22 protein-coding genes and 2 pseudogenes are annotated in these 26,558 nt (G+C 41.4%); 6 read left to right on the top strand and 18 right to left on the bottom strand.

The window, feature by feature from the left end; all coding sequences use genetic code 11:
- Position 1: 1 nt before the first annotated feature.
- The 8 genes from BuS5_RS08645 to BuS5_RS20435 all read right to left on the bottom strand — a co-directional run bounded on the left by BuS5_RS08645 (position 2) and on the right by BuS5_RS20435 (position 9,477).
- Positions 2–1,009 carry a FecCD family ABC transporter permease gene (locus BuS5_RS08645; protein WP_027354648.1) on the bottom strand — a complete coding sequence of 336 codons (1,008 nt, stop codon included), beginning with the start codon at positions 1,007–1,009 and terminating at the stop codon, positions 2–4.
- Positions 1,006–1,908: an ABC transporter substrate-binding protein gene (locus tag BuS5_RS08640; RefSeq protein WP_027354649.1), complete on the bottom strand. Its 903-nt coding sequence runs from the start codon at positions 1,906–1,908 to the stop codon at positions 1,006–1,008. Before BuS5_RS08640 ends, BuS5_RS08645 begins: the two co-directional genes overlap by 4 nt.
- Positions 1,909–1,987: 79 nt before the next feature.
- Entirely contained in the window at positions 1,988–4,219 is a 2,232-nt protein-coding gene (locus BuS5_RS08635) for a TonB-dependent receptor (RefSeq protein WP_027354650.1), read from the bottom strand.
- Positions 4,220–5,109: 890 nt separating this feature from the next.
- On the bottom strand, positions 5,110–6,264 hold the full coding sequence (locus tag BuS5_RS08630; RefSeq protein ID WP_036019371.1) for an IS4 family transposase: 1,155 nt from the start codon (positions 6,262–6,264) through the stop codon (positions 5,110–5,112).
- 203 nt (positions 6,265–6,467) lie between these two features.
- Positions 6,468–7,580, bottom strand: coding sequence for an alanine racemase (locus tag BuS5_RS08625; RefSeq protein WP_274428148.1), 1,113 nt, complete (start codon positions 7,578–7,580; stop codon positions 6,468–6,470).
- The gene (locus BuS5_RS08620) at positions 7,581–8,417 is read right to left on the bottom strand and encodes a nicotianamine synthase family protein (RefSeq protein ID WP_027355035.1); all 837 of its coding nucleotides are present in this window, start codon (positions 8,415–8,417) and stop codon (positions 7,581–7,583) included.
- A complete protein-coding gene (locus BuS5_RS08615) occupies positions 8,414–9,295 on the bottom strand; it encodes a nicotianamine synthase family protein (protein WP_027355036.1) in 882 nt (293 codons plus the stop codon). Before BuS5_RS08615 ends, BuS5_RS08620 begins: the two co-directional genes overlap by 4 nt.
- A gap of 119 nt (positions 9,296–9,414) precedes the next feature.
- Positions 9,415–9,477 (bottom strand): hypothetical protein, encoded by a 63-nt coding sequence (locus BuS5_RS20435; protein ID WP_369707432.1) that lies wholly within the window; start codon positions 9,475–9,477, stop codon positions 9,415–9,417.
- 16 nt (positions 9,478–9,493) lie between these two features.
- Here BuS5_RS20435 and BuS5_RS08610 point away from each other — a divergent pair.
- Positions 9,494–10,273, top strand: a pseudogene (locus BuS5_RS08610) (4Fe-4S ferredoxin); the annotation flags it as partial.
- A gap of 154 nt (positions 10,274–10,427) precedes the next feature.
- Here BuS5_RS08610 and ltrA read toward each other — a convergent pair.
- Positions 10,428–11,801, bottom strand: a complete 1,374-nt coding sequence (ltrA, locus tag BuS5_RS08605; RefSeq protein ID WP_036019348.1) for a group II intron reverse transcriptase/maturase — start codon at positions 11,799–11,801, stop codon at positions 10,428–10,430.
- Positions 11,802–12,533: 732 nt separating this feature from the next.
- On the opposite strand from ltrA, the pseudogene BuS5_RS08600 reads away from it, so the two are divergent.
- Positions 12,534–13,734, top strand: a pseudogene (locus BuS5_RS08600) (CoB--CoM heterodisulfide reductase iron-sulfur subunit A family protein); the annotation flags it as partial.
- Between the two features lie 141 nt (positions 13,735–13,875).
- Here the strand turns inward: BuS5_RS08600 and BuS5_RS08595 are convergent.
- Entirely contained in the window at positions 13,876–14,019 is a 144-nt protein-coding gene (locus BuS5_RS08595) for a hypothetical protein (RefSeq protein WP_157487485.1), read from the bottom strand.
- A 993-nt stretch (positions 14,020–15,012) separates the two neighbouring features.
- On the opposite strand from BuS5_RS08595, the gene BuS5_RS08590 reads away from it, so the two are divergent.
- The 3 genes from BuS5_RS08590 to BuS5_RS08580 all read left to right on the top strand — a co-directional run bounded on the left by BuS5_RS08590 (position 15,013) and on the right by BuS5_RS08580 (position 16,517).
- Positions 15,013–15,255: a DUF6364 family protein gene (locus tag BuS5_RS08590; RefSeq protein ID WP_027355029.1), complete on the top strand. Its 243-nt coding sequence runs from the start codon at positions 15,013–15,015 to the stop codon at positions 15,253–15,255.
- The gene (locus BuS5_RS08585) at positions 15,252–15,671 is read left to right on the top strand and encodes a PIN domain-containing protein (RefSeq protein ID WP_027355028.1); all 420 of its coding nucleotides are present in this window, start codon (positions 15,252–15,254) and stop codon (positions 15,669–15,671) included. Before BuS5_RS08590 ends, BuS5_RS08585 begins: the two co-directional genes overlap by 4 nt.
- A gap of 447 nt (positions 15,672–16,118) precedes the next feature.
- Positions 16,119–16,517 carry a hypothetical protein gene (locus BuS5_RS08580; RefSeq protein WP_027355027.1) on the top strand — a complete coding sequence of 133 codons (399 nt, stop codon included), beginning with the start codon at positions 16,119–16,121 and terminating at the stop codon, positions 16,515–16,517.
- A 129-nt stretch (positions 16,518–16,646) separates the two neighbouring features.
- Here BuS5_RS08580 and BuS5_RS08575 read toward each other — a convergent pair whose 3' ends face one another.
- The gene (locus tag BuS5_RS08575; RefSeq protein WP_274428147.1) at positions 16,647–17,411 is read right to left on the bottom strand and encodes a hypothetical protein; all 765 of its coding nucleotides are present in this window, start codon (positions 17,409–17,411) and stop codon (positions 16,647–16,649) included.
- 602 nt (positions 17,412–18,013) lie between these two features.
- Between BuS5_RS08575 and BuS5_RS08570 the strand changes: the two genes are divergently transcribed.
- Complete coding sequence (locus BuS5_RS08570; RefSeq protein ID WP_274428146.1) at positions 18,014–19,423, top strand: AIPR family protein; 1,410 nt, start codon at positions 18,014–18,016, stop codon at positions 19,421–19,423.
- Between the two features lie 716 nt (positions 19,424–20,139).
- On the opposite strand, the gene BuS5_RS08565 is transcribed toward BuS5_RS08570, so the two are convergent.
- The 7 genes from BuS5_RS08565 to BuS5_RS08535 all read right to left on the bottom strand — a co-directional run bounded on the left by BuS5_RS08565 (position 20,140) and on the right by BuS5_RS08535 (position 26,494).
- Positions 20,140–21,474: a tetratricopeptide repeat protein gene (locus BuS5_RS08565; RefSeq protein WP_027354807.1), complete on the bottom strand. Its 1,335-nt coding sequence runs from the start codon at positions 21,472–21,474 to the stop codon at positions 20,140–20,142.
- Between the two features lie 6 nt (positions 21,475–21,480).
- The gene (locus tag BuS5_RS08560) at positions 21,481–22,152 is read right to left on the bottom strand and encodes an energy transducer TonB (protein ID WP_051375100.1); all 672 of its coding nucleotides are present in this window, start codon (positions 22,150–22,152) and stop codon (positions 21,481–21,483) included.
- Positions 22,152–22,568, bottom strand: coding sequence for an ExbD/TolR family protein (locus BuS5_RS08555; protein ID WP_027354806.1), 417 nt, complete (start codon positions 22,566–22,568; stop codon positions 22,152–22,154). The genes BuS5_RS08560 and BuS5_RS08555 overlap by 1 nt, the downstream gene beginning before the upstream one ends.
- Positions 22,568–23,179 (bottom strand): MotA/TolQ/ExbB proton channel family protein, encoded by a 612-nt coding sequence (locus tag BuS5_RS08550; protein ID WP_232223112.1) that lies wholly within the window; start codon positions 23,177–23,179, stop codon positions 22,568–22,570. Before BuS5_RS08550 ends, BuS5_RS08555 begins: the two co-directional genes overlap by 1 nt.
- 10 nt (positions 23,180–23,189) lie before the next feature.
- Positions 23,190–24,647 carry a MotA/TolQ/ExbB proton channel family protein gene (locus BuS5_RS08545; protein ID WP_035266265.1) on the bottom strand — a complete coding sequence of 486 codons (1,458 nt, stop codon included), beginning with the start codon at positions 24,645–24,647 and terminating at the stop codon, positions 23,190–23,192.
- Positions 24,644–25,420 carry a DUF3450 domain-containing protein gene (locus BuS5_RS08540; RefSeq protein ID WP_027354803.1) on the bottom strand — a complete coding sequence of 259 codons (777 nt, stop codon included), beginning with the start codon at positions 25,418–25,420 and terminating at the stop codon, positions 24,644–24,646. The genes BuS5_RS08545 and BuS5_RS08540 overlap by 4 nt, the downstream gene beginning before the upstream one ends.
- A gap of 84 nt (positions 25,421–25,504) precedes the next feature.
- The gene (locus BuS5_RS08535; RefSeq protein ID WP_027354802.1) at positions 25,505–26,494 is read right to left on the bottom strand and encodes a hypothetical protein; all 990 of its coding nucleotides are present in this window, start codon (positions 26,492–26,494) and stop codon (positions 25,505–25,507) included.
- Positions 26,495–26,558 lie beyond the last annotated feature (64 nt).

The raw sequence follows: 26,558 nt of genomic DNA, 5'->3' as shown, positions 1-26,558 counted from the left end.
TTTAAAATCCCGATAACTTTTTTCTCTTGCGCAGCAAAAGCAGAAAAAACGGCACCCCGATCATAGCTGTAATAATTCCCACCGGCAGTTCAGTGGGGGAGATAAGTGTTCTTGCAAAAGTATCTATCCATACAAGAAATATACTGCCGCATAAACAGGATGCAGGGAGAAGAATCCTGTGATCAGGGCCTACAACTATTCTCATTATATGCGGAATAATTAATCCGATAAACCCGATAACTCCGCAGGCAGCAACAGCGCCCGCGGTTACCAGGGCGGCAAGCACAAGGATAATTTTTCTTGTTTTCTCAACATTCACACCTACATCCTGCGCCTGTTCTTCACCGAGAAGAAGGATATTCATCTCTTTATAGAAAAAGAGCAGGCATATTGTTCCAAATAAGATTACAGGGATAACAATCTTCACTTTACTCCAGCTGCTTGCCCACAATCCGCCCATAAGCCAGAATATTATCTGACGCAGTTCGCCTTCTTCCGCCAAATATTGTAGAAATGAAGTAGCCGCTGAGAAAAAAAGCGACAGGGCGATGCCTGACAGTAAAAGCGTTTCGCTTGAAACCTTGCTGCCTGTTTTTGCAACATAATAAACAACAAATATCGTAAGCAGGGAAAAGAAAAACGCAACCGGCATTATAAGGCTCTGTGAAACATTAAAAACTATAACTAAAGAAGCTCCGAATGCGCCGCCGGAAGCCACGCCGCATACATACGGAGATGCCATCGGATTTTTAAACAGCGCCTGCATGGAACATCCTGAAACGCTTAATGCACACCCCACAAGAATTCCCAGCAGTATCCGCGGCAGTCTTACATTCAGTATAATCTCCTGAAAATTATCCGGCCATGTTCTATGTATATCAATAATTCCGGAACATAGTATTTTTACTACTGTCAGAACATTTATCCGGACCGGGCCTATGGTTAAAGTTATCAGCAGTGTCAGCAAAAGGCCAAGCCCGAGAAATATTAAAAATAATTTTTTCTTCATTTATTGAACAACTCCGGATAAAAGGATTTTGCATACTCTTCCAGTCCGTCCAGGCAGCGCTGAGTGTATCCGGTATAATATGATTTGCTTTGAAATATCTTGCCTGATTTTACGGCCTTAATATTTTTCCAGCCGTCTCTTTCTTTAACACTGGAAGGTTTGGTGCCCCATTCTTCCAGAATGATGATGTCAGGATTCTTTTTAATTATAAATTCCTGGGAAAGAAGAGGAAAAGGCACCGGCTCGTCTTTTGCTATATTTATCCCGCCGGCCCTGGTGATCAACTCATGGGTCAAAGAACCTTTTGACCTTGTCTTCCCTAATGAGCTTTGTTCAAAATATACCAAAGGCCTTTTTTTCACTTCTTTTACTTTCACTTCAACCCTTTGTATTCTGGCTTTCATTTCAGCGACAATCTTTTTTGCTTCCTTCTCCTTCCCTGCTATCTTTCCTATATCCGTTATAAGTTCCATAATACCTTCGATGTTATAGGTTTTTGTGCAGTATACATTTAATCCTCTGGTTTTTAAAATATCCGCCTGCCCGTACGAGCAAAAAACCAGATCAGGATTGACACCCAGAATCATCTCCAGATTGATATTACTGCCGACACCACCCCCTACAACGGGTTTATTTTTTAAAAAAGTATAGTATGAGTTATGTTTTTGGAACTTTGAAACAGCTGCAATTCTGTCCATCTCTCCCAGATCACAGATTATTTCCGCGGGATAGGTCTCCAGGCAGACAATCCGGCGCGGGTGAGATGGTTCTCCCCCCGCACTTACTATCGCTGCTGTTCCACCAAAAATACCGGCTATTAAAAATATATAAATTACGGCAAATAAGAACTTAAATAATTTAAAGCATTTTGTGCGTATCATTATTAAAACTATTTCCATGATATTTATCTTTTAGGGCACGATGCATCGTGCCCCTACCATAAACCGTGAACGGTTACGTTAAATTTTATTATAGAAATTACCACTTCAGGCTTACCTCTACAAAATAACTACGCTCGCTGCCCACATAATATTCATAATATTCCCTGTCAAAAAGGTTCTCTACGGAAAAGGAGAGTTCAAGATTATCAACAGGCGCCATGCTGATCTTTGTATCCCATAGCCAGTATTTTTCAGTATAGCCGCCGTACACGTCTTTTACATCATCATTCAGCGCACCGCTATAAAACTTCCCCATATACTGGCCTTCCAAGCTCGCGGTAATCCATTTATAAGTGATGTCAACGCCGACATTACCGGTTCTTAAAGGCATATCTTCTATTTTTTTACCCTCGAATTCTGGCTTATAATCGTGTTTTTTGATTTCAGAATCATTATAGGTATAGTTGCCCCAGAGCTTGAGCCAGTTAACAGGTTTTGCGCTGATCCCCAGCTCAATTCCATCGATTTCAGCTTCGCTTGCGTTCTCTTTGTAGTAATGAGTGTGTCCACCAATTTTCTCAGAATGTTTGTAAATCAGATCATCAATATCTGTATGAAAATAGGTGGCGAAGAGTTTTATCCGCCTTGAAAAAAGATACTGATCAACGCCGATTTCATAATTCCACAAGGTTTCAGGATCAAGATCAGGGTTAAAATGATAGGTTTTACTGCCTGACGACCATGAGCTGTAAAGATCATAGATATTAGGAGCGCGAAAAGCCTTGCCAACAGATCCCTTAATTATGGTGTCGGCAACAGGTTTAAATACAAGCGCAACCTTGGGGCTGAAAGCGGAGTCTTCCGGCTCATCGAATTTTTCCACATCACCGACATTGCCCGATTCTCCGTCAAACGCCTCCCAGTAATCAAGACGGATACCCGTAAAAAGGGTAAGCTTGTCTATAATCTGCCATTCATCCTGAAGATAGACCGCATAAAATCGGTCGTTCCCTTCGATGATTGTGGTTTTTTCCGTTTTGCTGTGCTCATCCCGAAAAAAAGAAATATTATAGTTGTCAGTTTCAATATCATCATGCCGGAAATATAAACCGAATGTTAAAAGATGTTCAGCTCCCAAAGGCAGGCTGGCCTGCAGATCAGTAAACCAGGAATCAGAATCGCTTTCGGATAATGTGCCCCTGGCATTATCATAGCTTTGTGTTAATGATGGCTTGGCTGAGGTGTACCATTTCTCCCTTTTTTGATATCCGGCTTTACCGTTAAAGGCAAACGGTCCAAACATCTCTTTGTATACCAGGGAATAGTTGGAATTCTCTTTTTCGCTTATTCCGGAATAGTTGGCATAAATTAACGGCGTTACAGTGGCATACTGGCCTCCGCCAACATCAACGCTTCCGGTGAATGCCGGGTTCCCGTTTTCATCCCGCAAATAAGTATGAGGACTGTCATAGTCATACCGGTGGAGTCCCCTCTGAAAATTAAAAGCAAGACTTCCGGTATCCGTAAGATCGTATTTTGTTTTCAGATTCAAGTTCCATCGTTTGGCTGAATTATCACCCCTGTCGCCGACCACCCATTTGCGGGTTCCCGAGGTGTTTTCAGTTTCCCAGCCGCCTGTAAGGGTTCCTGCTCCGGAACTGATCGAGCTTGTTATTAAACAGGTCGGATAACCGTTTGTCTCTTCACGTTCAAAACCAAGGCCCACGCTAAGTTTGTCCATGAACCTGTCGCCTATATTAATGCTGTACCGGTATGTGTCATCATGGTATGTATCGGAACGGCCGTATCCCAGCTTTGTATTTGCGTAAAACTTATCCGGTGTTTTGGTAATAATGTTAATTACGCCGCCCATGGCGTTGCCGCCGTAAAGAGCGGATGAAGGCCCCCTGATAATCTCGATCCGCTCCACATTTTCCGTGCTGATAGTGTTCCAGTCAACACTTCCGTTGTACCCATCATTCAGCGGCAGCCCGTCCAGCAAAACAAGGGTCATATCCTGTCCGTGCAGCCCCCTGAGTTGAACCTTGGCCATCGATTCGGAAAGTCCCTTGACGCGTTTGGCAAAAACACCGGCTTCATATTTTATAGCTTCATCCAGGGCATAAATCTTATGTTTTTGAATATCCTCACTTGTGATTACGGTAATGCTGCCAGGTGCGCTGTCTACATCCTTTTCTGTTCTTGTTGCCGTGACCACCACTTTGCCAAGCTTGATTACCTCGCCTTCGTTATTATCTTCCGCAATGGCAAGGCCGTGGAGGGTAAAAAACAGAGCGAATATAAATGCCCATAACAAAAAATTTTTCATTTTATCTGTTTCCTTTTTTGAAAATTTTGCTGTTTTTTAACTAGTGTCCATCCATAAATAGGATAGTTTGTTCGAGATCAAGGCGCTCTAAAATTTTAACCACAGGAATACATTGAGTATTTTGAGGATTAAAATTTTAGCGCAACGCAGATATCGGGCAAAATAGCCATTTATGGATGGGCACTAACTATCTTTGACACCGGGCATCCATATCTGTTAAACAGAAAATGGAGGCCCGGTTTGTTTTATGCCGAACCTGTTCTCCGCCGGAAGGGGGATATCTCCATGGCCTGGAACCTCCTTCCGGTTTTTTAAAATCACATCACCTCCTTTTAAAAAGTGCCTAAAGTCCGTAAAGTGAGCTAAAGTGTCTAAAGTTAATGAATCGCTTCGCTCTATCCTTTTGATATAAAATTGCTATAACTATAGATTGTCAGATAATAAATTTCACAAGGCCAGAGGGAGGAAGACGTATTGTAATACTCCGACGACCGATAACGCAGTGAAATTATTTATGTGACAATCTATATATTAATTTCAGGCACGTTCCTTAGCTCACTTGAGGCACTTAGAGATACCTTCCTGCTGATAAAAATAAACCGCCAATCATTATAAATGACAAAAAAAATAAATAAAACAGTATGTTAAAAGATTATTTCAGAATATTACCCGCTCCTCCAAAAAAAAAGCCAGAAAGATTGCAAGGCATTTTTGCCCTTTAAAACCTTCCTGGCTTTTTTATTTATTTATATTTTACAGCTTATATATTATAAACTGATATGAGACCGTTAAAAAAAAATTATTTTCGGCTGAATAAATTAAATACACCACTTCATGTGGCTTCATCTATAATTTCGTATTATATATCAAACTTTATCAGTAGTGTCCGGTTAAGTTTTTGCATATAGCATTTGCTCTTTGATAATCAGATTATTAGACCATACGTTTTTTTCGTCAGTACGTAATTCGTTCTGGATGGTATTTCTAAGCTGACGAATCCTCTTTATTGATACAGGTTCATTAAACTGTTCATGGCAGTATATGGCCATAAGCAGGTAGGTTATTAACCCCGCAAGGATTTGAACCATCAGGCCATATCTACTGTGAGCAATCAAGTGGTACACTTTTAAATGTTTCTTCCACCATTTGAAAAAAGTTTCGATATCCCATCTAAGCTTATAAACGGTTGCAACCTGCTCGGCTGTAAGATCATAACGATCAGTTGCCACAAAATATTTGACACCGGCAATTTTATAACCAACCAGTCGAACCGGCTTTCTGGTCTGGTTTACCCCAGGAGTGCCAAGAAGAACCACAGCATCATAAAAAATATAGCTGTCGGGATCAACAGGCTGCTCTTTGATAATAGTTCTTGTTGTTTTCGCTTTGATGCGGCAAACAAAATGTTTTTTTTCATCCTGAAGAAGATCAAAATCCTTATGTGATTGATACCCCCGATCCATGATTCCTGTTTGGCCTTTTGTAAGGATAGACCTGACAAAGGGGCGTTCAGCGCCATTTCCATTTGTCAGATGAATTTTTATAGGAATCTTGCGATTGACATCAAAGCCGAAATGGCCTTTTGCTTTTTTAGCGCCTTTTCTGTAATCAGCCCAGTACATGGACAGAACTGCATCAATTAAAGATCCATCAATGGAAACGAGTTCACCGAGATCTGAATAATTTGATGGTAAAGCATTTTGTGCCTGGCTGCAAAGAGCTTGAAAAACATATTCAAGCTGTTCAAGCCCTCGAGAATTGATAATTTCGGAAAAACTGCTACGACTGATCCCTCCATCTGGAGCGACACATTCTTTGGCAAAATCGTCTTCTTTAAGGTGTTGAATAAGATCACGAGCTGATTCATGTTCTTGTAGATGGAAAAATATCAGTGCGTGAAGCTGATCTTCAAAAGTCATTTTCAATGGCCTGTGACCTCGGGATTTAAGCTGTGGCGTGTCAGGAAAAATCTTTTGCAAAGGTTTGAGAAATCGAGCATGAGATTGGGGATTAAAATTCTTTTTTGGGATATTGAATATGTCCATTTTTGTCTTAACTCCTTGTTATAATTATATTTTATAACAAAACGATAAAAAATTTTTATTTGGTTTGTCAAGTAAAAAATGAACATTTTTCTAATTTTTTTATCCCATATAACATGCAAAAACCTAACCGGACACTACTGAAACTTTATATATTATATTAATACTTGTTTGTAAATAAGAATATTTCGACAAAGCAATACCGGTTAAATATATAAGCCCCTGGCGTCAATGCGCTCTTTTTGCAAAGTACCGTCGCTGCTCAGCAGATAAAAATAATCATACAGGTTAAAACAAAGACTTACATTTACAGGGATAATGCTCAGCCGCTGTCCGATCCCGGGGGGATTCTTGCAATGACTTACATCAAGCCAGCCGTGTTCTTCATGAAGGCGAAAAATCCGGGCCTCGGGATAGGCCGGGATATATCCCATTTCAAGGTTATCCCGGCGCAGCAACTGTTTTGCAGAAAGCCCTTTTGAACCGGCGTCAATTATAACCTGGCCTGGAGTAACATCAGAAACAACGGTTGCCACTACCCTGGCGGCACAATTTTCCAGGGCGCAGTGTCCAAACTTTACAACAAAATAATCGTTTAAAAAAGCTGTTCCCACCCTTATTTCATTAACGTGCGAGACAAGATGGGTCTTTTCCAGGGAAGGCGTGGAACCGGATGAAACCGTTTGCGGACAGAATCCGGCAGAGCACAAAGCTTCATAGACCGGCTCCCATAACCGATTAATCTGCTTGAAACTTTGCGGATTCCCGGCAGCATCTCCGTACAAATGTCCCAGGTAGATCTGGATGCCTTCATAGCGAAGTCCTGCATGTTTTTCTATATGTTGAGCAAGCCTTATAATTTGTTCCTGATCGGAAACTCCGCACCTGTGAAGTCCGGCGTCGAACATTATATGAATGCCGATGACAGTCTTATGCATGGCCGCTGCTTTTGCAAGCTCGTCGATTCCATATTCGGAATCGACCGCAACTCTTATTTTTTGTTTACAAGAAAGCCCGGCCAATCGCAGCGCACGTTCGTTTCCTATGGCCGGGTAGGCTATGGTAATATCCAGCCACCCAAGTTCCGCCATTTTTTCTGCTTCCCCGACTTTTGCGACTGCAATGCCGACAGCTCCCGTATCAATCTGCAGGCGGGCAAGATAAAGGGATTTGTGGGTTTTAATGTGGGGTCTTACCGCAAATCCATGCAGTCTTGCATAATTATAAATGCGGTTTATGTTTTTTTTTATAATTTTTTCTTCTACAAGGAGAAAAGGAGTCGGAATCGATTTACTGCTATCTAATAATTTTTCCGTCACTTAATCTCCCTTATCTTGCCTGCCGATATCTTTGACCAGAAAGACAGGAGTATTATTAACCGGCGGTTTAGGACGTATGTGTGCATATTCCCTCAATTCATGGGGAATATCCAAAACCGGTTTGTCATCCAGAAGGCGTCTTAAGCCTTTTTCATAGATCCTGTAGGAAAGCTTTGTTCCATTCTCAAGGGTTTTTGCGAGATGTTTAAAAATTTCATCTTTTGGGCAGGCATCAGCGCCGACCATGATCAGTTGAACCTTTTCGTGCGCAGGTAAAGATAAATGGTTTCCTGAAATGATACGAATATAGTCGGTGAGTTCAAGGGCTTTGACAAGTTTTTGGGAAAGATTTGCATATTCCGGAACTTGTTCAATGCCGATGCCTTTAACCCCGTATTGTTTGTAGAGAGAGACAAGACTCATCGGCAAAGGCCCGCTTCCTATAAAAACGACTTTGTCGTCCGGTTTCAGATCCCCTCCCTGATATTCCATACGTGCCAGCTCAAGATAATTGGGATAAAACTTAAAACGCTTAAGCAATCTCCAGGGATCCGGAGCGTCAATAATCGATCGGGCGAACTCAATCTCCATTTTAAGACCGTATATTTTTTTCAGATAGGAGATATGTTTTATGACCGGCTGAAGTTTTTTATCGTAAAGCATTTCTTCAACATCCTGATCATCAACATCCATCGCGGCCAGGCGGTTCAGTCTTTCAAAATGCAAGCGGAAATCATCGTCAGGTTTGCAAAGTATTTCTTCATCCGTAAGATTACAAATTGAAGAATAACTATCTAAAAATTCATCTTTAACGTAATATAGACTGTTTTTTTTCATCCCTCTAATTCCGCAAAAACGGTGGTGTTATTTACCCGCCCGGTGGGAAGAATCTCTTTGACTATTTTAAAGCCTTTGATATCAGCGGGCTGCACAGGCTCATACAGAACAGCGCGCATACCTGTATAAGTTCGAAAAATAACAAAAGCATCTTTCCTCTCTTCCAGGACCCTGCCAAGGCTTTTAAAAATACGCGCCTTAGGTTCCGCCAGGGCAGCGACAAGAGCTATGTCCCAATCTAGTTTTTCAAGATCCAAATCGTCGCTGTGTATGATTTCAACCTCTTTTTCCAGGCCAAGAGCTTGAATCACCTTTGTTGACAGTTTTGCTGTTTCTTTAGAAGACTCCAGACCGATTGAGCGGATGCCGTATAAACGGCTCAACAGGATCAGGCTCATGGGAACAGCACCGCACCCGATGAAGACCAGTCTGCTTTTATTTGTAATATGCCTGGCCTTTACCTGGTTTCTTATCAATGTCTCATAGCGTGGATAAAGCGGAAATGCTTTAAGGATTTCCCACGGGTTGTCGGACTTGAGCAGCTCTTGTGCCAGGTACGTCTCATGAATGTCGAAAAACGTGCTGTAATAGGAACGGATTATCGGAAGCGCTTTATTGATATCAGGTTCTTCAAGAATTAGCCCGGCAAGATGGGTCCCGGTATCCATGTGAGCAAGATCATCTAAAATCTGATAAAGCCTGTAAACTTCATCCGGTTGAAGGGCCGAAAGCATCTCCCTGGTATAACGCTTTATCCGGGCGGCAAACGCCATGATATGCGGTTTAATGATAAGCACGCTTGTATGGCAATCCTTGCAGCAGCCTGAAAAATCATGTTCACCCAGCTCATGCTTGTGTGAATAATTTATATCGTGCATAAGGTATCGATTCGGCTGTTTTTACCCCGTTACCGAAAAATAGAAACGGGGTTGTTTTAATATTGATTAGTATACCCGCTTTTTTAAAGTTTCAAGGGAAATATGCAAGGACGATTGCATCAAAAAGACTTTACCCCGTAAGTTTTTAGTTTTCTTCTAAGGGTGTTTATTCCTATATCCAAAAGTCTGGCTGTTTGTTTCGATATGGTGGTTCTTTCCGTGGGCCTTGCTATCTCGAAATATACCGCCGAATTGGCCGGACGTCTTGATGTGGATCTTGATAAATACAAATTTGCAGTTTCAGAACCGTTTATGCCGGTTAAGACATCACGCCCCGGTGTTTATGCCTGCGGAGTATTTCAGGGACCCAAAGACATTCCGACTTCGGTGATTGAAGCAAGCGCTGCGGCAGGAGCTGCCGGATCTTTTTTGTCGGATGCACGTGATACCCTTACTAAAAGCGTAGAAATTCCCGAAGAAATCGATATCGCCGGGCAAAAACCGAGGATAGGAGTTTTTGTGTGTAAATGCGGGATTAATATTGCCGGGGTTGTGGATGCGGCAGCAGTGGAAGAATACACAAAAACATTACCCAATGTGGAGTATGTCGGTCAAAACCTTTTTACATGTTCCCAGGATACCCAGGAGCAGATGAAAGAAGTTATTGCCGAACATAAGCTTAACCGGATTGTGGTCGCGTCATGTACTCCCAAGACCCATGAGGGTATTTTTATGGATACCCTCCAGGCTTGCGGGCTCAATAAATACCTTTTTGAAATGGCCAATATCAGAAACCAGAATGCATGGATTCATTCAGATCTGCCTGAAGAGGCCATTGAAAAAGCAAAAAGTCTTGTCAAGATGGCGGTTGCACGCGTTGCCACACTCCATCCGCTCCATGAAAAGATAATTCCGGTTACCCGGCGGGCTTTGATTATGGGAGGCGGCGTGGCAGGCATGAATGCCGCTCTTGGTCTTTCCAGGTAGGAGCATCGGTTACCCGACGCCCCCCCTACAGACCCGTACGTGAAGATTTCCCTCATACGGTTCCTCGGTTCAAATCCTTTTTACCGGATTATCAACCAAACAGGCGACACCCCGTTTGGCGTATAACTTTGCAGCCCTTACGGCATCAAATATTATGGACTATTCTGGGTAATGGCAGTGGGTATGTTGTGCGCAAGTCCTCGAACATTACTTCGCCCTTGTGACTTCTTCGGCTTAACCATCGACGCCATGCTTTCTCAGTATATTCAAACACAACTTCCAGCACTTTGTAGTTACTTATTACTCCAAAGTACTGGTAAAAACCTCGCAGTTTACTGCAAAGAATCTCATACTGCTCGGCCATTGGCTTATGACGGTTATCCTTGCACCATATCCATATTCTCTTCATAAAACGGCTTGAACGCTTTCTTGCCGTCTTTTTCTTTATTACCATGTACCCTTTTAATGATTTTGACCAGTAAAATGTAAACCCTAAAAAATCAAACGTCCCGTTTCCCTTTCCGCTAATGCGTTTGGAAAATCGAATCAGTTTTGTCTTTTCCGGGTGAAGTGACAGCTCGAACTGTTCGAACCGCCTGGGTAATACATCCATGACACGCAATGCGTCTTTTTCATACTCGAACCCGAGGATGAAATCATCCGCCCAGCGTATGATGGAGCATCTCCCTTTCATCCGGGGGATCACTTCTTTCACGTACCAGTCATCTAAAACATAATGAAGAAAGATATTACTGAGCACAGGGGAAATTACTCCTCCCTGTGGAGTGCCCGTTTCAGAGTACGTCAGGTTGCCTTCCTCCATTACGCCTGCATTCAACCACTTCCCTATCAGGCGAATCATTCCGCCGTCACTTACTCTCCGACGTATCATGTCTTTAAGTAACTCGTGATTAATATTGTCAAATAGTCCTGTAATATCTGCGCTTACTATCCAGCTGATATTCTGCTTCAAGCATTGCTCACGTAAATCTTTGATTGCCATGTGTTGGCTCCGACCTTTTCTGAATGCATGGGAAAAATTGTAAAAATTCCTGTCAAATATGACATTCAATATGGCTGCTGCTGCTTTCTGGACAATTTTATCCTCAAGTACAGGTATGCCAATTGGACGCTTTTTCCCTCCTTCCTTGTCTATCCAGATACGCTTTACAGGAGACGCAACGTACTGTCCTCTCCGCAGTCGTTCATACAGATTATAGAGGTTTTGATCAAGATTTTCGGCATACTCCTTTGCCGTAACCTTGTCCACTCCTGCAGATTTGCTTTTCCGAATTTTACGAAAGGATTGTTTCAGTAAATCAAAGTCTATCCGATGGACTACTGATGTAAATACCAGTTCAGGATTACTTTGAGCAAGCAGCTCGATTTTGATAAGGGATGACCCACCTGTTAACACCGGTGGTTGTCCCCATTCTATCGGTCTGGAATTGCAAGCGACCGTTCTTGCAATTTCTCGGCTTTTTGTTGATATGGTTTGTGACATCTGTGTATCTCCCATAATTCCTGCCAAAAAAACGTTATACCCTGCTTCACCTTCCCTGCAGTGGGTCGCTTGGGCATCACTTCCCCACCTTTCCGATCAAGATAGTTCAATTCTTAATCATCGGTACTATGATCTGCTAAGACTTCCGAATGTTTATCTCAGGTTCGTTCGCTCTTCGCTATCCTCCCCTGATACCTTGTATCGCCCATCTTTTAATGTTTGTGTTTCTGCCAATGGCAGACTCGTTGCAAGGCGGGACATTCCTATGCAACGCCGGGATTTCGCTTGCGCTGGATTTCCTGTTACCGTTCTTTTTACCCAAGGAAACATCCGGGTCTCCCAAGTTCCCGAGCTACCCCTTTGAGTACATGCCCTGGTCTAAGACCCCGGTGGTGTCCTGAATACTTGCCTTAGCATATTCAGGACTGCTGCCTTCCGCTGTCTCCAAAGCGTCGGCTTTTTCCTGCAAGCAGGATTATCACAATGACCACAACCATACATTTTTCGGGGCTCAATACAGAGCCTGCAATCTTGCTCCGTCCAGCTCCAGACTCCCGTTACCGGGTTTACCTGTGGACTTCGCTACTGACCTGCTGGTTAGTCTTTAGTCAGATGGGACTATCTTAACATCAATGCCAGAGCAAGCCCTGCAGAGATGAAGGAAACAAACCGTTTCCCGAGCACCCACTTGGTAACAATATCGAGTTTCAAAGACCTTGTGTCTTATCCCAACGATTCGGATTTATCTTGGCACGAGGAGACCAGGGGTTTGAAGTTGTTCTGGTGGAAAAAGAGACCAGACTCGGGGGTCTTGCAAACCGGCTGACCACTACCATTGAAGGAGCCAATATCGGAGAATACCTGGATGATCTGACCCATAAAGTTGCTAATCATCCAAAAATCCAGATGCTGGTTCAGTCTCTTATCGTCGGATTTGAAGGGTTCAAGGGTAATTTTACCACAGAAGTGCTGGTGGGGCCTGGGATGTATGAAAGAAAGATCGAGCATGGGGTTATCATCCTGGCAACAGGCGCAAATGAATATAAGCCCCATGAATTTTTATACGGCCAGGACAGCCGTATTATGACACAGATAGAACTCTCGGAGCATCTGGAAAATAATGACACAAAAGATCTTAACCAGGTTGTCATGATTCAGTGCGTGGGCTCTAGAAATGATGATAACCCGAACTGCTCTAGAATTTGCTGCCAGAGCGCGGTTAAAAATGCAATACATATAAAGGAGGATAACCCTGAAACAGATGTTTATATTTTGTACAGCGACGTCAGAATGTACGGTCTTTTGGAAGAATACTACACCATGGCCAGACGTCTTGGAGTTATCTTTTTTAGATACACGCTGGATGACCCGCCGCAAGTGAAATCTTCCGAGGACGGGGTTGAGGTAACTTTTAAAGATCATCTCCTTGGAAAACGGCTTCTTGTTTCCGCAGACCTTCTGGCGCTCAGTGCTGGAATGCGCGCTGAAGATACAGAAGAAGTGGCTTCCATAATAAAACTTGCCCGTAATCCGGAAGGACATTTCATTGAAGCTCACGTAAAGCTGAGACCTGTGGATATGCCTACGGAAGGTGTTTTTTGTATGCGGAACCGCACACAGCCCCTTGTTAATTTCCGAATCGATATCCCAGGCATTTGCCGCCGCATCAAGGGCATCCACATTTTTATCTCAACCGCACCTTACCCTGTCGGCTGTAACGGCCAAGGTTGAAGAAGAAAAGTGCGCAGCCTGTCATGTCTGCGTCAGATCTTGTCCGTACGGTGTGCCTGTAATAAATGATAAAGGTGTTAGTGAAATAGATCAGGCCCTGTACCACGGGTGCGGCGTTTGTGCATCTGAATGTCCGGCCAAGGCTATTGAATTAAACTGGTACGAGGACGATCAAATATTGTGCGAGGTTGAAGCCTTGCTGGAGGGGGTTTTATGAGTAGTTTTGATCCTGTAATTATAGCGTTTTGCTGCAATTTCTGAGGTTACACTGCCGCGGACCTGGCAGGTTCCATGAGATTGAAATACCCGGCAAGAATTAATAGTAAGTTTTCCCCGGCCATCCATCGCATCGGCAGCATTAAGGATCAGGTTCATGCTTATCAAAATCTTTTCCGCCCGCGGAAAGGATTTTAAATTCCGGGGAGATTATCATAATTTTTTTTCTAAAGGCTTCAGACGCTTTTAGCATATAGTAATCAGGATTTTTGTTTGTCTGTTGCATGTTATGGCCTCCATTATAACAAACATTGATCAGCCGACGCTTCTTTAACGGTTGGCTGATTTTGCCTTGTTACGCGCCGGGCACGGCACATATTCTTCAAAGTGAGTCAAACGTATCATTTAGTAAATCGTTTGACAAGTCTTAGGCTTATCCATATAGAGGCTAAGTGTGTAACGGTATTACAATGGGATATCGGTTACGGTACTTCGGAAAGCAGTAGCCCTGCTAAGGACAGGGCGACCTGTTCTGACCGCAGGGGAAAAGTCAGCGGAGGGTTAATATAACCGGAGGAAACGAGATATGAGAGCTATAGACCGTCACATAAATAATTTCACTGCGTTATCGGTCGTCGGAATATTATAATACGCCTTCCTCCCTCTGGCCTTGTGAAATTTATTATCTGACGGTCTATACCTGCGGATGTTGAACAGGGTAATTATGACCTGCCCGGATGTATCTCTTAATTGAGTTGTTCCCGCAATTCAAAATGGTATTGCCAGTACCATACAATAAATAATAAATAAAAAAATGGGGACAACTCAATCTTATTTCAGCAAGGCCCTATGGGTTTTGCTGAGGACGGCCTTATATGTGTACTAAATATATATTTTATACAGATTTTATTATTTAATATAACAATATGCGTAAAAAAGTGCGACCTATATGCGAAAATAACATGTGCTTTTTTACACTTATCGCGGCTGTCGAGTTCCTCCAACGTCCTTGATAGGTTCCCGCTCACGCTCCACCTATCAAGGACGTTGGAGCCGACTGCGATTCTCAGCACTGGCTGAAAAAAAAATGCCTTTTTCAGCCAGTGCCTGCGATTCTCGCGGCTCAACAGCCGCGTTATTAGCCCTAAAAAAATTTCATGACATATCAAATAGATATAAAGATTCCTACATTTTCCCACTATTATTAATTTGACACCAACCCGCTCGTGCCGTATTATATTTAATAAATTACCCGTCACTGTAAAAATGGAGGAAAGCAATGAATACGAAACTCACATTAAGACTTGATGATCATTTAATCGAATCAGCAAAAGAATATTCCGCAAAAACTGGCAAATCAGTCTCAAAAATTGTCTCAGATTTTTTTGTAATTATTAAAAACGAAAAATTAAAAAAGAGTTGTTCAATCACACCAACTGTCCAATCTTTGAAAGGCGTTTTGAAACATTCTGAGTTTTCAGAGAAAGACTACAAAAACTATCTAGAAGAAAAATATTTATGAAAGTGCTTTTTGATACCAATATCATCATAGATGTTCTTCTTGATCGTAAGCCTTTTTCTGAACATGCTTCATATTTAATGTCCAGAGTAGAACGCTCAGAAATTAACGGATTTCTTTGTGCCACTACGGTAACAACAATTCACTACCTCTTGTCAAAGTACCTCGACAAAGAAAAAGCCATTGATAGCATTAATTCTATAATGGCACTATTTGAAATAGCTTCAGTCAATCGATTAGTTATTGAAAATGCATTAAAGTCAAAATTTTCCGACTTTGAAGACTCTGTTTTGCATGAGTCAGCAAGACATGCAGGAGCAGAGTATATTATTACAAGAAATATTAAGGACTTTAAAAAATCCAAAATTCCAGCATACACTGCTACAGAATTTTTAAGTATGCTCGAATCACTATCCTAAAACTGGGCAATTACATTCTCGTGCCAAGATAAATTCGAGACCTTGGGATAAAGATCCAACGATCTTTTGAAATTGGTGATTATTACACTAATGGGTAGTTCGTGTTTTCAGCGAACATCTTTCCCCTGCAAGGCTTGCCTTAGCGTTGGAATTAAGAACAAATCCCATCAAATCAAAGCTTAGCCGGCAGATTTGTAGTGAACTCCGAGGGCAAAACCAGCAATGGAGGTTCGAAGCCGGAGGGAACAAGAATGCTATGATTAGCAATAGTTTCAATTAGTTATGAAAAATCGATATTTTTCTTTAAAAATAACCTATTGATAATAAAGGAAAAAAATTTTGATTTCAAATGTAGTGCCTGTATAAAAAGCTGCGAAATAAAAATATATCTTAACATAATCTATTGCTCTATGGTTAGCTGATATTAATAATATCAGAGGTGGAGCAATGTTTTTCAGAGAAGCAAAATCTAAAAATTCTAAATCACCCGTATTGCAATTAGTCGAAAATATTCGTACTGAAAAAGGTCCCAGGCAACGACTTGTTGTATCTCTCGGAACATATCTCAAAATTCCAAAAGAAAAACGCCGGGAAGTTGCCAGTATAGTAAAGGAACGATTATTTGGTCAACAGAGTTTGTTTGAATATGATTCTCAACTCATTGCTTATGCTGATAAAATTGAAAAAAAAATTCAGACGGAAGGAAAATGGGGTTCAGTTAGAGAGCAGGTAGGTAAATTTAAAAAAGCAATAAAAGACAAAAATACAGCAGAAATTTTCATTGATGATATCCAGCATGGTTATGACAGAGAATTAGGACTGGGGTGTCTAAATCCCCATAATTAGCTTGCTCAGGATTTGCCCCCCCCTTCAGAATATAAGTTATGTATGTCAATTTGCTCCATTTATAAACAAAGCATTAACATGTTGATAATACCCATTATTTATATTTGAATGTGGTTAAACAAATGCTTATTAAGCTGCGGCACGGTTATTATATTCGGCATTATTGGGCGCATAAGGTTGTTTTGTAAACTTATTTACGGGCCCACCTAATTGTTCAAAATTTGCTGTAATATCAGTTACATCTTTTGATTTTTCATCATTTTTTGGCACCGGTAGAAGAGTTAAACCACAGTCAAACTCAGTTGACAAACTATCTGTAAGGCTTCCGGGGGTTGGTAAAATTTTTCGGCGCTGCCGAGTTAAAGACAACAACTTATTTTCAACTTCCTGTTGTTCCTTTACTGTAACGCCCATTGCCATCCGAACGGATTCTCTATTCACAGATCCGCAAAAAGCCGGTAAACGAAGTGCAATTCGGTTTGCATCTTTTACTTCTCCTGTACCATGTGTTTTACCAAGTCCAAACAGGGATTCAATATTATCAGAACAAATAGGCATTCCAGTATTGCCCATGCCCAATGATTCAGCGACTATTAATTGTTTTTCCATCCAGGTAATAAAACCGATACGTACTTGAGAGCTTTGAGGGATATTTTTTAAAAGTTCTTTGCACTCTTTGTAGGTTTTCATATTCAAGCCTTGAGCTTTAAGAATTTCCTGGCTTTTTAAAAGAGGAGATGCATCACGAAGAAATCGCTTGATAAACTGTTTATATTCAGGAAGTTTACCAAGATAATTCCTAAGTTTTGAAACTACAGAGCCCTTTGAAACTCGCCCCCGTGGTGAGTGCTTAAGAACCATTTCAGCCCATTTCACCATTCGATGAATATTCATGAATCGAGCTTTTGTCGAAACCTTTGGGGGTGCAAAAAATGCAAGTACTGTTTGCTTAAATTTTTTTGAGGCTTGTCCGCAAGCAGAGATAAAACAGTCATACGAAGGATGTTTTGTATATTCTTTTTTTAATAGATTGGCAACAACATGAAAAATATCATCAATGGAGAAACTTGAAAATCCTCTTTCATTTAGGAGTCTGACACCTTTTGTTAAGTTCCACGATAAATTGAACAGAAAAAGGGGAAAATTTTCAAATTAATTTGACCAGTTTGAAAATTTTTCATTTTATTTGGCTCATAATTTGGAGTAATTCAACCCCGAATTCTCTGATAAAAGAAAGAAAAAAAGCTTAATATATTTTGGCATGCCGTTCGTTTTTGCTGCAAAGTGCATTATTATGTAAACTTAATTGAACCTAAATATATCAATTAGTGTGAGAATTCCAAAATCTATGACTCTTTCCCCTCTACCCCTTGGAAGGGGGAGCGTGTGTCTTTTAAAAAGTTTTAAAAACAGTAAAAAATATAACAAAACTTATCTCAAATAAAATGGAAAAATCTAAGTCTGGTCAATTTAATTAGGAAATTAATGCCAGAATAATGTGCAACTTAACACTACTCACTGAAGGCGGAAACGACGCAGGAGTAGATGGTATTCACATCAGTGAAGTTGATGACGGAGAATTTGCAGTAACAATTTTTCAGGGAAAATATAAGGTCAAAGACCTGAGAGGGGTTGCTAATTTCCCGGAAAATGGAGTCCAAAAGGCTGTTAACACAGTGGCAACTCTTTTTGATCCGGCAAAAAAAATTGAGTTGAATGACAGAATAGCTCCCAGGGTAGAAGAAATTCGTTCTCTTGTACGTGACGGTTATATTCCAACTGTGCGCGTTGTTTTTTGCAATAATGGTGCAAAGTGGAACGATCAGGCGCAAAACTGGATTGATCAATCAGGCTTTGCTGATGATCAGGTAATTTGGATTCATTACAATCATGACAGTATTGTCGATGTCCTGCAACGCAAAAAAACGGTAGATGATTCTGTTTATTTGCAGGGTAAAGCTGTTATTGAAGACTTCAATTTCCGTCGGGTTCTGGTTGGGAAAGTAGCTGTGACTGAGATTGCTGAATTTTTTAACCGACACAGCGATCTGTTATTGGAACGAAATGTTCGACGTTATCTCGGGTTACATTCCAATCGCGTCAACTCGGCTATTCATGAAACTCTTGTTAATAAAGAAAAAAAGGGGAATTTTTACTTTTTGAATAATGGAATTACGATGATATGCAAAAAATTCCGTCATAATGCGCTGCAAGGAGAAAACTATCAACTAAAACTGGAAGGCATGCAGATTATTAATGGTGGACAAACATGTAAAACAATCCAACAAACGCTCTATCCTTCTCAGAAACAGTTGTTTGATGAATCGTTTGAAAATGTATATGTATTGCTTCATATTTATGAACTGTCAGAGGATGATCAAGACTTTGTTCGTGATATCACTTACGCAACCAACAGCCAGAATCCTGTGGATTTGCGGGATCTGCGGTCTAATGACGAAATTCAGAAACAACTTGAAATAGGCATCAAAGACCTTGGATTCACTTACAAACGCAAACGCGAAGAAGGTGGCGGCGGTTCGTCTGTTATCACCAGTTCCATTGTTGCCGAGTCGGTGCTTGCCATCTGGCGAAAAAGGCCGCAGCAGGCAAAATTTCGCAGAAAAGAACATTTTGGAAAGCTCTACAACGTTATTTTCAATGAGCTAAACGCTGCCCAGGCGCTTTTGGCAACCATGATATTCAGACATGTTGAAAACGAACGAAAGCGCCCAAGTATGGCCAATCCTCCGATTTTTCTTCCATACGCATCCCACTATATTTCCATGCTGGTTGGACGTAAATTGTTGGCGGATAAAAATTTACAACTTTCTGATATTGACCATCGTAATTTTAAAAATATCCATGATCATTTTGAGAGTAAAAAAAGTGACTATCATCTGAAATAAAATACTTAGGCGTAATTAATGCGGCTACAAAAAGAAAATGTCTCCAATTGGAGACAAAGTGCAAATCCTGTAAATTTAGCTTTTTCGAATTTTTTCGACATATAAAGGGTGTTGCAAAGATTGTTATTATCGGTAGTTAAAACAAATAGTTATGTCATAATGGAAAAATGGGGTTTTTCTAGGTTAACTAATTGATTTTATTATAAAAGTTTTTTTACTTTGCAACACCCTTATATAACATGTTATTTTGATCGTTGCAAATATAATTTCAAAAGCCGGGTAATGCGGCGGGATAAGCTGGGTACTTTTTAAATTTCAGCTGGATAAGCGGCGGGATAAAATCCAGCCAAGGCGTTACATTATTTTGTCATTGATTCGGGGGTAAGGCGTTACACTATTTGAATCTTAGCACCAGCATACTATTTTTTAGTAAATAGATATAATTAATTGTATTTATAGTATTTTTATATCCATGACAAAAATAATCATCTTTTACAGAATAAGCGCAGTGTGAGGTTTATTATCCAAATTATGAAAAAAATTATCTTTTTATATAGTAAACTGCATAGTATAATGGGTGTAATGGGTGTAATGGGTAATAGGAAAAAATCTGATGGAGGCGTACTGATATGGGCACGATGCATCGTGCCCCTACGCAGGTTTTGAACGATAACGGAGCGATTAGCTATGGTATTAGCTCTAAAAATGTTTTATAATTAAAATTTGCCCCTGTGCTCGATACTTTTTATCACTTTTTCGGCCTTTTTTTTATATTTTGGATACTTGGCAGCAGATTTAAAGGCATAAGCGGCTTTGGTCATATCTTCCAGATACCATGCGGAATAACCGGCCATTAACCAGGGATAGCCCGGGTGCGGCATTTCTTTTGCTACCCTTTGATAAAGCTGATACGATTCTTTATACTTTTCCTGTTCAAAGAGAATCCGGCCTTTAAGCATGCATATTTTTTTCTCTCTTTTATATTTCAGGGCATGATCAATTATTTCAAGGGCTTTGTAGGGTTTATGGAGCGCCAGGCAGGCTGAAATCAGTTTTTCATATATTTTGGAATCCTTTTTTTTTGCAATCAGTTCTTCGTAATAATTAACAGCCTTTACCGGTATGCCGAGATTAAGATTAAGATCAGCCAGCAACTTTTTTTCCTGTACTGTCAATTCCCGGATATAACTTAAAATTGTTAATGTGGAGAGCGCATCCCGGTAGCGCTCATCCGTCAGGTGAATATGGAGTAATATCTTCCACCACTCCGGTTCTACCGGGTCTTCGTTTATCAGGAAAGTTGCATACTTCAGGGATTTTGATTTCATGTTTAATGATATATACTGATAAAGAAGAATCTTCTGCCACTCTTTCCTGCTTTTACCGGAAACTTCTGCGGCAATCTCTTCGAGATACGGCAGGGCTTTGAGTGCCTGGCCGGTTGACAGGTAAAGCTGCGCCAGGGCCTGCTTCCATTCAAGCTTGATTTTCTCATTATACGTTGCAAAAAGGTTTTCAAATATTTCCAGGGATTTTTTGTTGTTTCCGGCCGCCATAAATGAAACAGCGCTGTAATAGAGTACTTCAGGAGTTTTATCTTCTGCTGTTTCATAACCTTTGAGAAAACAATTTCCGGCCTCATTATAATCTTCCAGGTCATAGTAACATTTTGCAAGGTTCAGCCAGGCAGGTGTAAATTCCGGGTTATTTATTACAGCAGCCCTGTAGAATGTCGATGCTTTTTTTATATTACCCAGAGTGAGCCAGCAGTTACCGATGTTAAAATTAATATAATAATGCTGGTAACCTTTTGGATCCTTGCCGCCCGGTTTTAAATCAGCCGGCTGTTTTGCCTGAAAATCCTCAAGCAGTTTAAGCGCTTCGGAGGTTTTATCCTTTGCCAGCAACTGCTGTGTTTTAAAAAGAATACTGCTTACGGAATACGGAATTTTACCTGCATCTTTACCGGCATATACAGTTATACTCTGCGTTATGTAAAAGAATATAGTGTAAAAGAGTATAATATAAGCAAGTTTAAAAAAACGTACCATCTGTTATTATTCCAGACTAAATCTGATAGTAGTAATAACCTGTGTATTAACAGTTTCTCCTTCAACCGTTCCAGGAGAGAAACGCCATGCGGCCAGGCAGCGTTTAACGCATTTTTCAAAAACACCTTCAGGCACAGCTTTTACTATTTTTATATTTTCGACAAGGCCTTTCCGGTTTACCAGGAATTTTACCTTAACCCATCCTTCAATCCCCATACTTTTGGCACGCATGGGATAAACCGGCTGAACCTGAACTATCGGCACCAGGGTTCCGTCTATTTCTCCAATTTCATAAAAATCTTTCAGGCCTATGTCAGAAAAATCAAACTGCACAGCCGGCGGCGAGGTTAATGTTACCGGACCGGATGGAATTTTGGCATTAATTTCAAAAGGAATCTTTTCAATTTTTATTTTTTTGTGAAATAAAGGCTTTTGTACGCTTAGAAGCTTTGTTTTCGGTTCAATTTTTTTCTTTTGTTTTTCAGGAGGCGGTTTCCTTGGCGGCTTTATCCTGACCATGTTTACGGATAGATACATATCATCCTGAACCCTTTTCAATGAAGATTTACCAACCAGGGAAGGCATGATGCTAAACAGAAAAATATTAAAAACCAGAGATCCCGCAATCCCGGCAAACCATAAAAAAAGCGATCTCTTTTTTGATAAAATATACTCCATCAGTCCCCCGGCAGAGCTGCTGCCAAACTTACATTCTCAGCTCCGGCAAGCCGGCACCCGTCCATAACCATTATAACCGTGCCTGTCAGGCTCTCCTTATCTGCGATGACCAGCACCTGGCTTTCAGGATTTTCAGCAAGCGCTCTTTCCACGTTGGCCCGCACAGCCCGCACATCAATTTCGTGTTTATCAATATAAACCCGTCCGTCGGCAGTTACAGCGACCATGATGCCGGCTTTTTCCTTGCTGACGGCGGAGCCGGCGGTGGGTCTGTTAATATCGACACCGGTTTCCTTTACAAAGCTGGTGGTAACCAGAAAAAATATCAGCAGAATAAATACCATATCTATTAATGGAGCCATGTTAAGCTCCGCGGATTTAATTCTTCCTTTTCTTGCCGCGCTTATGTTTAACATCAAACAAATCTCCTTAAATAATAACCTGTGGAAGCTGCCCTCTGTTTTAGCCGGCCGGCCTTGCGTACAAGAAGGTTATGCATATATAACCCGGGGATAGCCACAAGCAGGCCGGTCTGGGTTGAGATCAGGGCTTCGGAAATACCGCCGGCCATGGCCTTGGCGTTGCCTGTGCCGAACACGGAAATTATGTCAAAAGTAGCCATCATTCCCGTTACTGTGCCCAAAAGACCAAAAAAGGGTGATACGGCAGCCAGAACACCGATATAGGCAAGGTATTGATCGAGCATTGTATTTACCGACATGACGGTTTCATCAAGAATATATTGGTCTATTTCGGATTTCCCGCACCGCTTTTTTAAAAACATTGAGACAAAACGCGCTCTTAATCCTCTGTATTTCCCGGTATCCGGCAGCCTGTCGTGCAGGATGTACTCTTTGGCTTCATGACGTATGATATCGTATTTTTCAAGAGCCCCAAGATAGAGCATCCTGTTGATTATCATGGCCCACATCACTACGGATGATAATAACAGTGGAAGCATTACAATCCCGCCGTCATGAAAATAATTCAGAGTATCCAGCAATTGTTCCCTGATAATCAGTATCAATCTATCCTCCTCAGGAATTGGTTTGTACCCGGCCCTTACAAACGATATTTGTAAGCGCAACCGCCTTTTCTTCCATCTGCCCGATTATGATCTCTGCATTGCGACCTAAAAAAGTATGAAACAGCATAATCGGAATAGCAACCCCCAGGCCCAGCATGGTTGTTGTCAAGGCTTCTGAAATGCCGCCGGACATCATTTTGGGATCCCCGGTTCCGTAAAAAGTTATGGCGTGAAAGGTATTGATCATTCCGGTTACCGTGCCTAATAATCCAAGAAGGGGCGCGATAGCCGCCAGCATACCCAGGGTCGACATGAATTTTTCGATCCTCGGTATCTCCCGCAAAATTGCTTCCTGCAAGACATTTTCCATATCTTCACGGCCTGCGTCTCTTGAATTTATACCGGCCAGAAGGACTCTCGGCACAGGTCTGTTTTGTCCTTTTTCACACAGGTTAATGCATTCGTCCCATTTTTTTTGACTTGCCAGGTTGTTGACCTTTGTCATCATTTTGTCGGCATTTATATGGACTCGCTTTAAAAAGATAAAACGCTCAATGATAATCATAAATGCCAACACCCCTATTCCCAATATAGGCCAGACAATGGGACCGCCGCTCATAATCTGCTGTTTAAGGTCTGCCTTGTGGGTCAACTGCCTTAAGGCCGCTCCATGGGACATGTCTATGGGAACCGCATCTGATTTTCCTTCCATATATTTTTTTATTTTTGAAGTTAAGGAAAAACCTGGGAGTTTTGAAAGGGCAAACAGGCGGCGGCTCTTGTCTGAAAATATGAGAAAACCGGTTTCCTTTTCTTTCCCTTTAAGCCGGTATGCGGCCGTAAAGTTTCCCAGTGTAAGGATATCCGCCTTGACCTCTTCTCCGGATCTGTTAATAATTGTACCTTCCTGTATATTCACTTCCCCTGATTGTTTTATTTCATCAAAGAGAATATCCGTCATGTTTTTTATATCATTCATCCCCGGAAATATGGTTTTATTCAGAACAGGTTTTATTTTTTCAAAAATTCCGGGCGTCAGAGCGGAATGCAGACTCCGGCTCAACAGGTCATCCAGATCCTTGGCTGCAATACGGGTCTGTCCTGTAAGTTCATATATCATGGCTTCCATGCCGGAAAATTTTTCATTCAAATCAGCCCTGATTGGCTCAAGTCTGGTATTTTTTTTTTCAAAATCAGAATTATCCTTTTCCAGGGCTCTGTTCGCGGCTTTAATTTCAGCAATTTTTTTCAGGAGTTCATTTTTATCCGCCAGGATTTTTTTTCTGCTTTCCTCAGCCTCTTTGGCGGCGTTTTCTTTCTCAAGTTTTGCCTTTTGCAGCACTTCCGCTCTTTTTTTTTCAGCCTCCATGACATCAATACGTAAATCTTCTGCATAAGACGGCGCTGCATAAATGAATAGTACAAAAACCACTAATATGAATTTAATAATACCGATAAAAATCTTCATTTGGCTATAATCCTTCCAACCGGCAATGTTACCAGTTCTATTGATCTTCTTCTGGCTGCAATCTCAATAGCATTGCCTATTTCCCGGTTATACTTTTCAGGAAGTTCCACCCATTTGCCTGCGCCGGGATCAAAATATCCTGTCAGCCTGTTATCGGGGGTTTTGAAAAAAAGAGACACCCTGCCCAGCCTGAATATACAGGCCATAATCTGTTTTTCATTTATATCAATTTTTTCACGGTATACTTCCACTGTATTACCGTACTCCGCTTCAACCAGTATTGCTTCCATTATGCGCCTGAACAATTCGGCGCCCGAAGCATCATGTTTTTCTATAAGTTTTCTGAGCGTTTGCAGCCGTGTTTTACGCTCCTGCGCCAAAAAAGGGAGGCTGGTCCGGACTGATGTTTCAAGTCGTTCCAGGGCCTTTGCCAGGTATGGTTCAAGTTCATTCGAGATTACCTCTATAGCCGCTATCTTTGCTTTAAGGGAGGCGATATCCTCCTGGCAGGCCTTGAACTCTTTTTTAAGGTTTCCGTTTTCAATAATCAGGTTTTCGTTTTCCAGGCAAAGATTTTTATATTCAGTTATAAGTTCCGCCTTTTTGTCTGCCCATTGATCTTCTTTTTTTTGAGTTTTCTGCCTTATCTCTATCGATTTTTTAACCGGCTTTTCTATTTTGTCAGCAATGCCTGCCCACGCGACATCCTGTGCAAAAACAGACAACAGAAAACCGCACATTATAGTAATGACCATTAAGATGTCTTTGTTCATTGAATCTCCCTGCCCCTTACTATAGGGGCTGCCTCCATAAAATTTTAAACAGGGGATGAAATGGGGCATGATCCTTTTGATATATCAGATAGAAAATATCACTTTGTATGGATCACTTCCCGCTCCTGTAATTTGCTGCGCCATGGATGATTTGCCTGCAAACTTTTTAAGTTCCGAGATGTAGCTCATCTGTTCATCAAAACCGAGGCCGGCCAGATAATGAGAAACTTTGGTTCTGGAAAAACCGAAAAGAGGACTGGATTTGAGTCCCATTGGAAAGAATGTTTCAAAATCGACCCCGGCATCCCTGGATGCTTTTTTTATATCAAATCCCAAAATGACCCCTTCACAGGTATCCTGAACCTGGTTAACGCGAATTACGGTGGCAAAAGTGACAACATCTTCAGAGATATAATCTGCAAGTTTATCTGCCCCGAACTGCATGGAAAACATCTGTTTTTGTCCGGCAGATGAGGCATAGATCAGTTGGAGGATATCCATCCCGCATGTGGGAGGAGCAAAAACAAAGAGGTAATGATCACTATTGCCCAGCGGTAAATTTTGTTCCAGATATTGATGAACAAAAAAACCTGCAAAATTTCCGGGACAGGCGCCGCCGTGCAGTTCGGCTCCTTTCAGCACATACCAGGGCACCTTCCGGAACCAGAGAGAACCAATGCTGCCGACCTGGTTTAAAGTCTTGGGGCCGATCAGTCCTTTGGCAATGTTTTTCCAGTTTTCGTACTCCAGAAGTGCGGCCGGAGAGGCATCAAAAATCTGGCTTTTGAATTCCGTATTTTCCCATTTGATAAAAATCGTGTTGCCGGTATTCTTTCGGATGGAAAACCAGACCGGTGTATCACAGTCAGTCAATGCCCCCAGCAGAGAGCCTCTGCCCGGGGTGCAGCCGGTTAACTCCGAGACTGTATCTATTAACGGAACAGATCGATTATTATCAATCTGTCCATATACTGCATTGGTAATAACAAGCATTCCGGAATCGCCTTTTTTCGATCCCAGTTTGTCAAGAGCCTCCATAATTGATTTGTTTGCCATCTTGATAAAATTATCCATATTTTATTTACCACCTTGTATGGTCAGTAGGGGCAACCCTTGTGGTTGCCCTTTATAAATTAAT

Source organism: Desulfosarcina sp. BuS5, assembly GCF_028752835.1.
Classification (GTDB): domain Bacteria; phylum Desulfobacterota; class Desulfobacteria; order Desulfobacterales; family BuS5; genus BuS5.
This window is presented reverse-complemented; position numbering and strand designations above follow the sequence as displayed.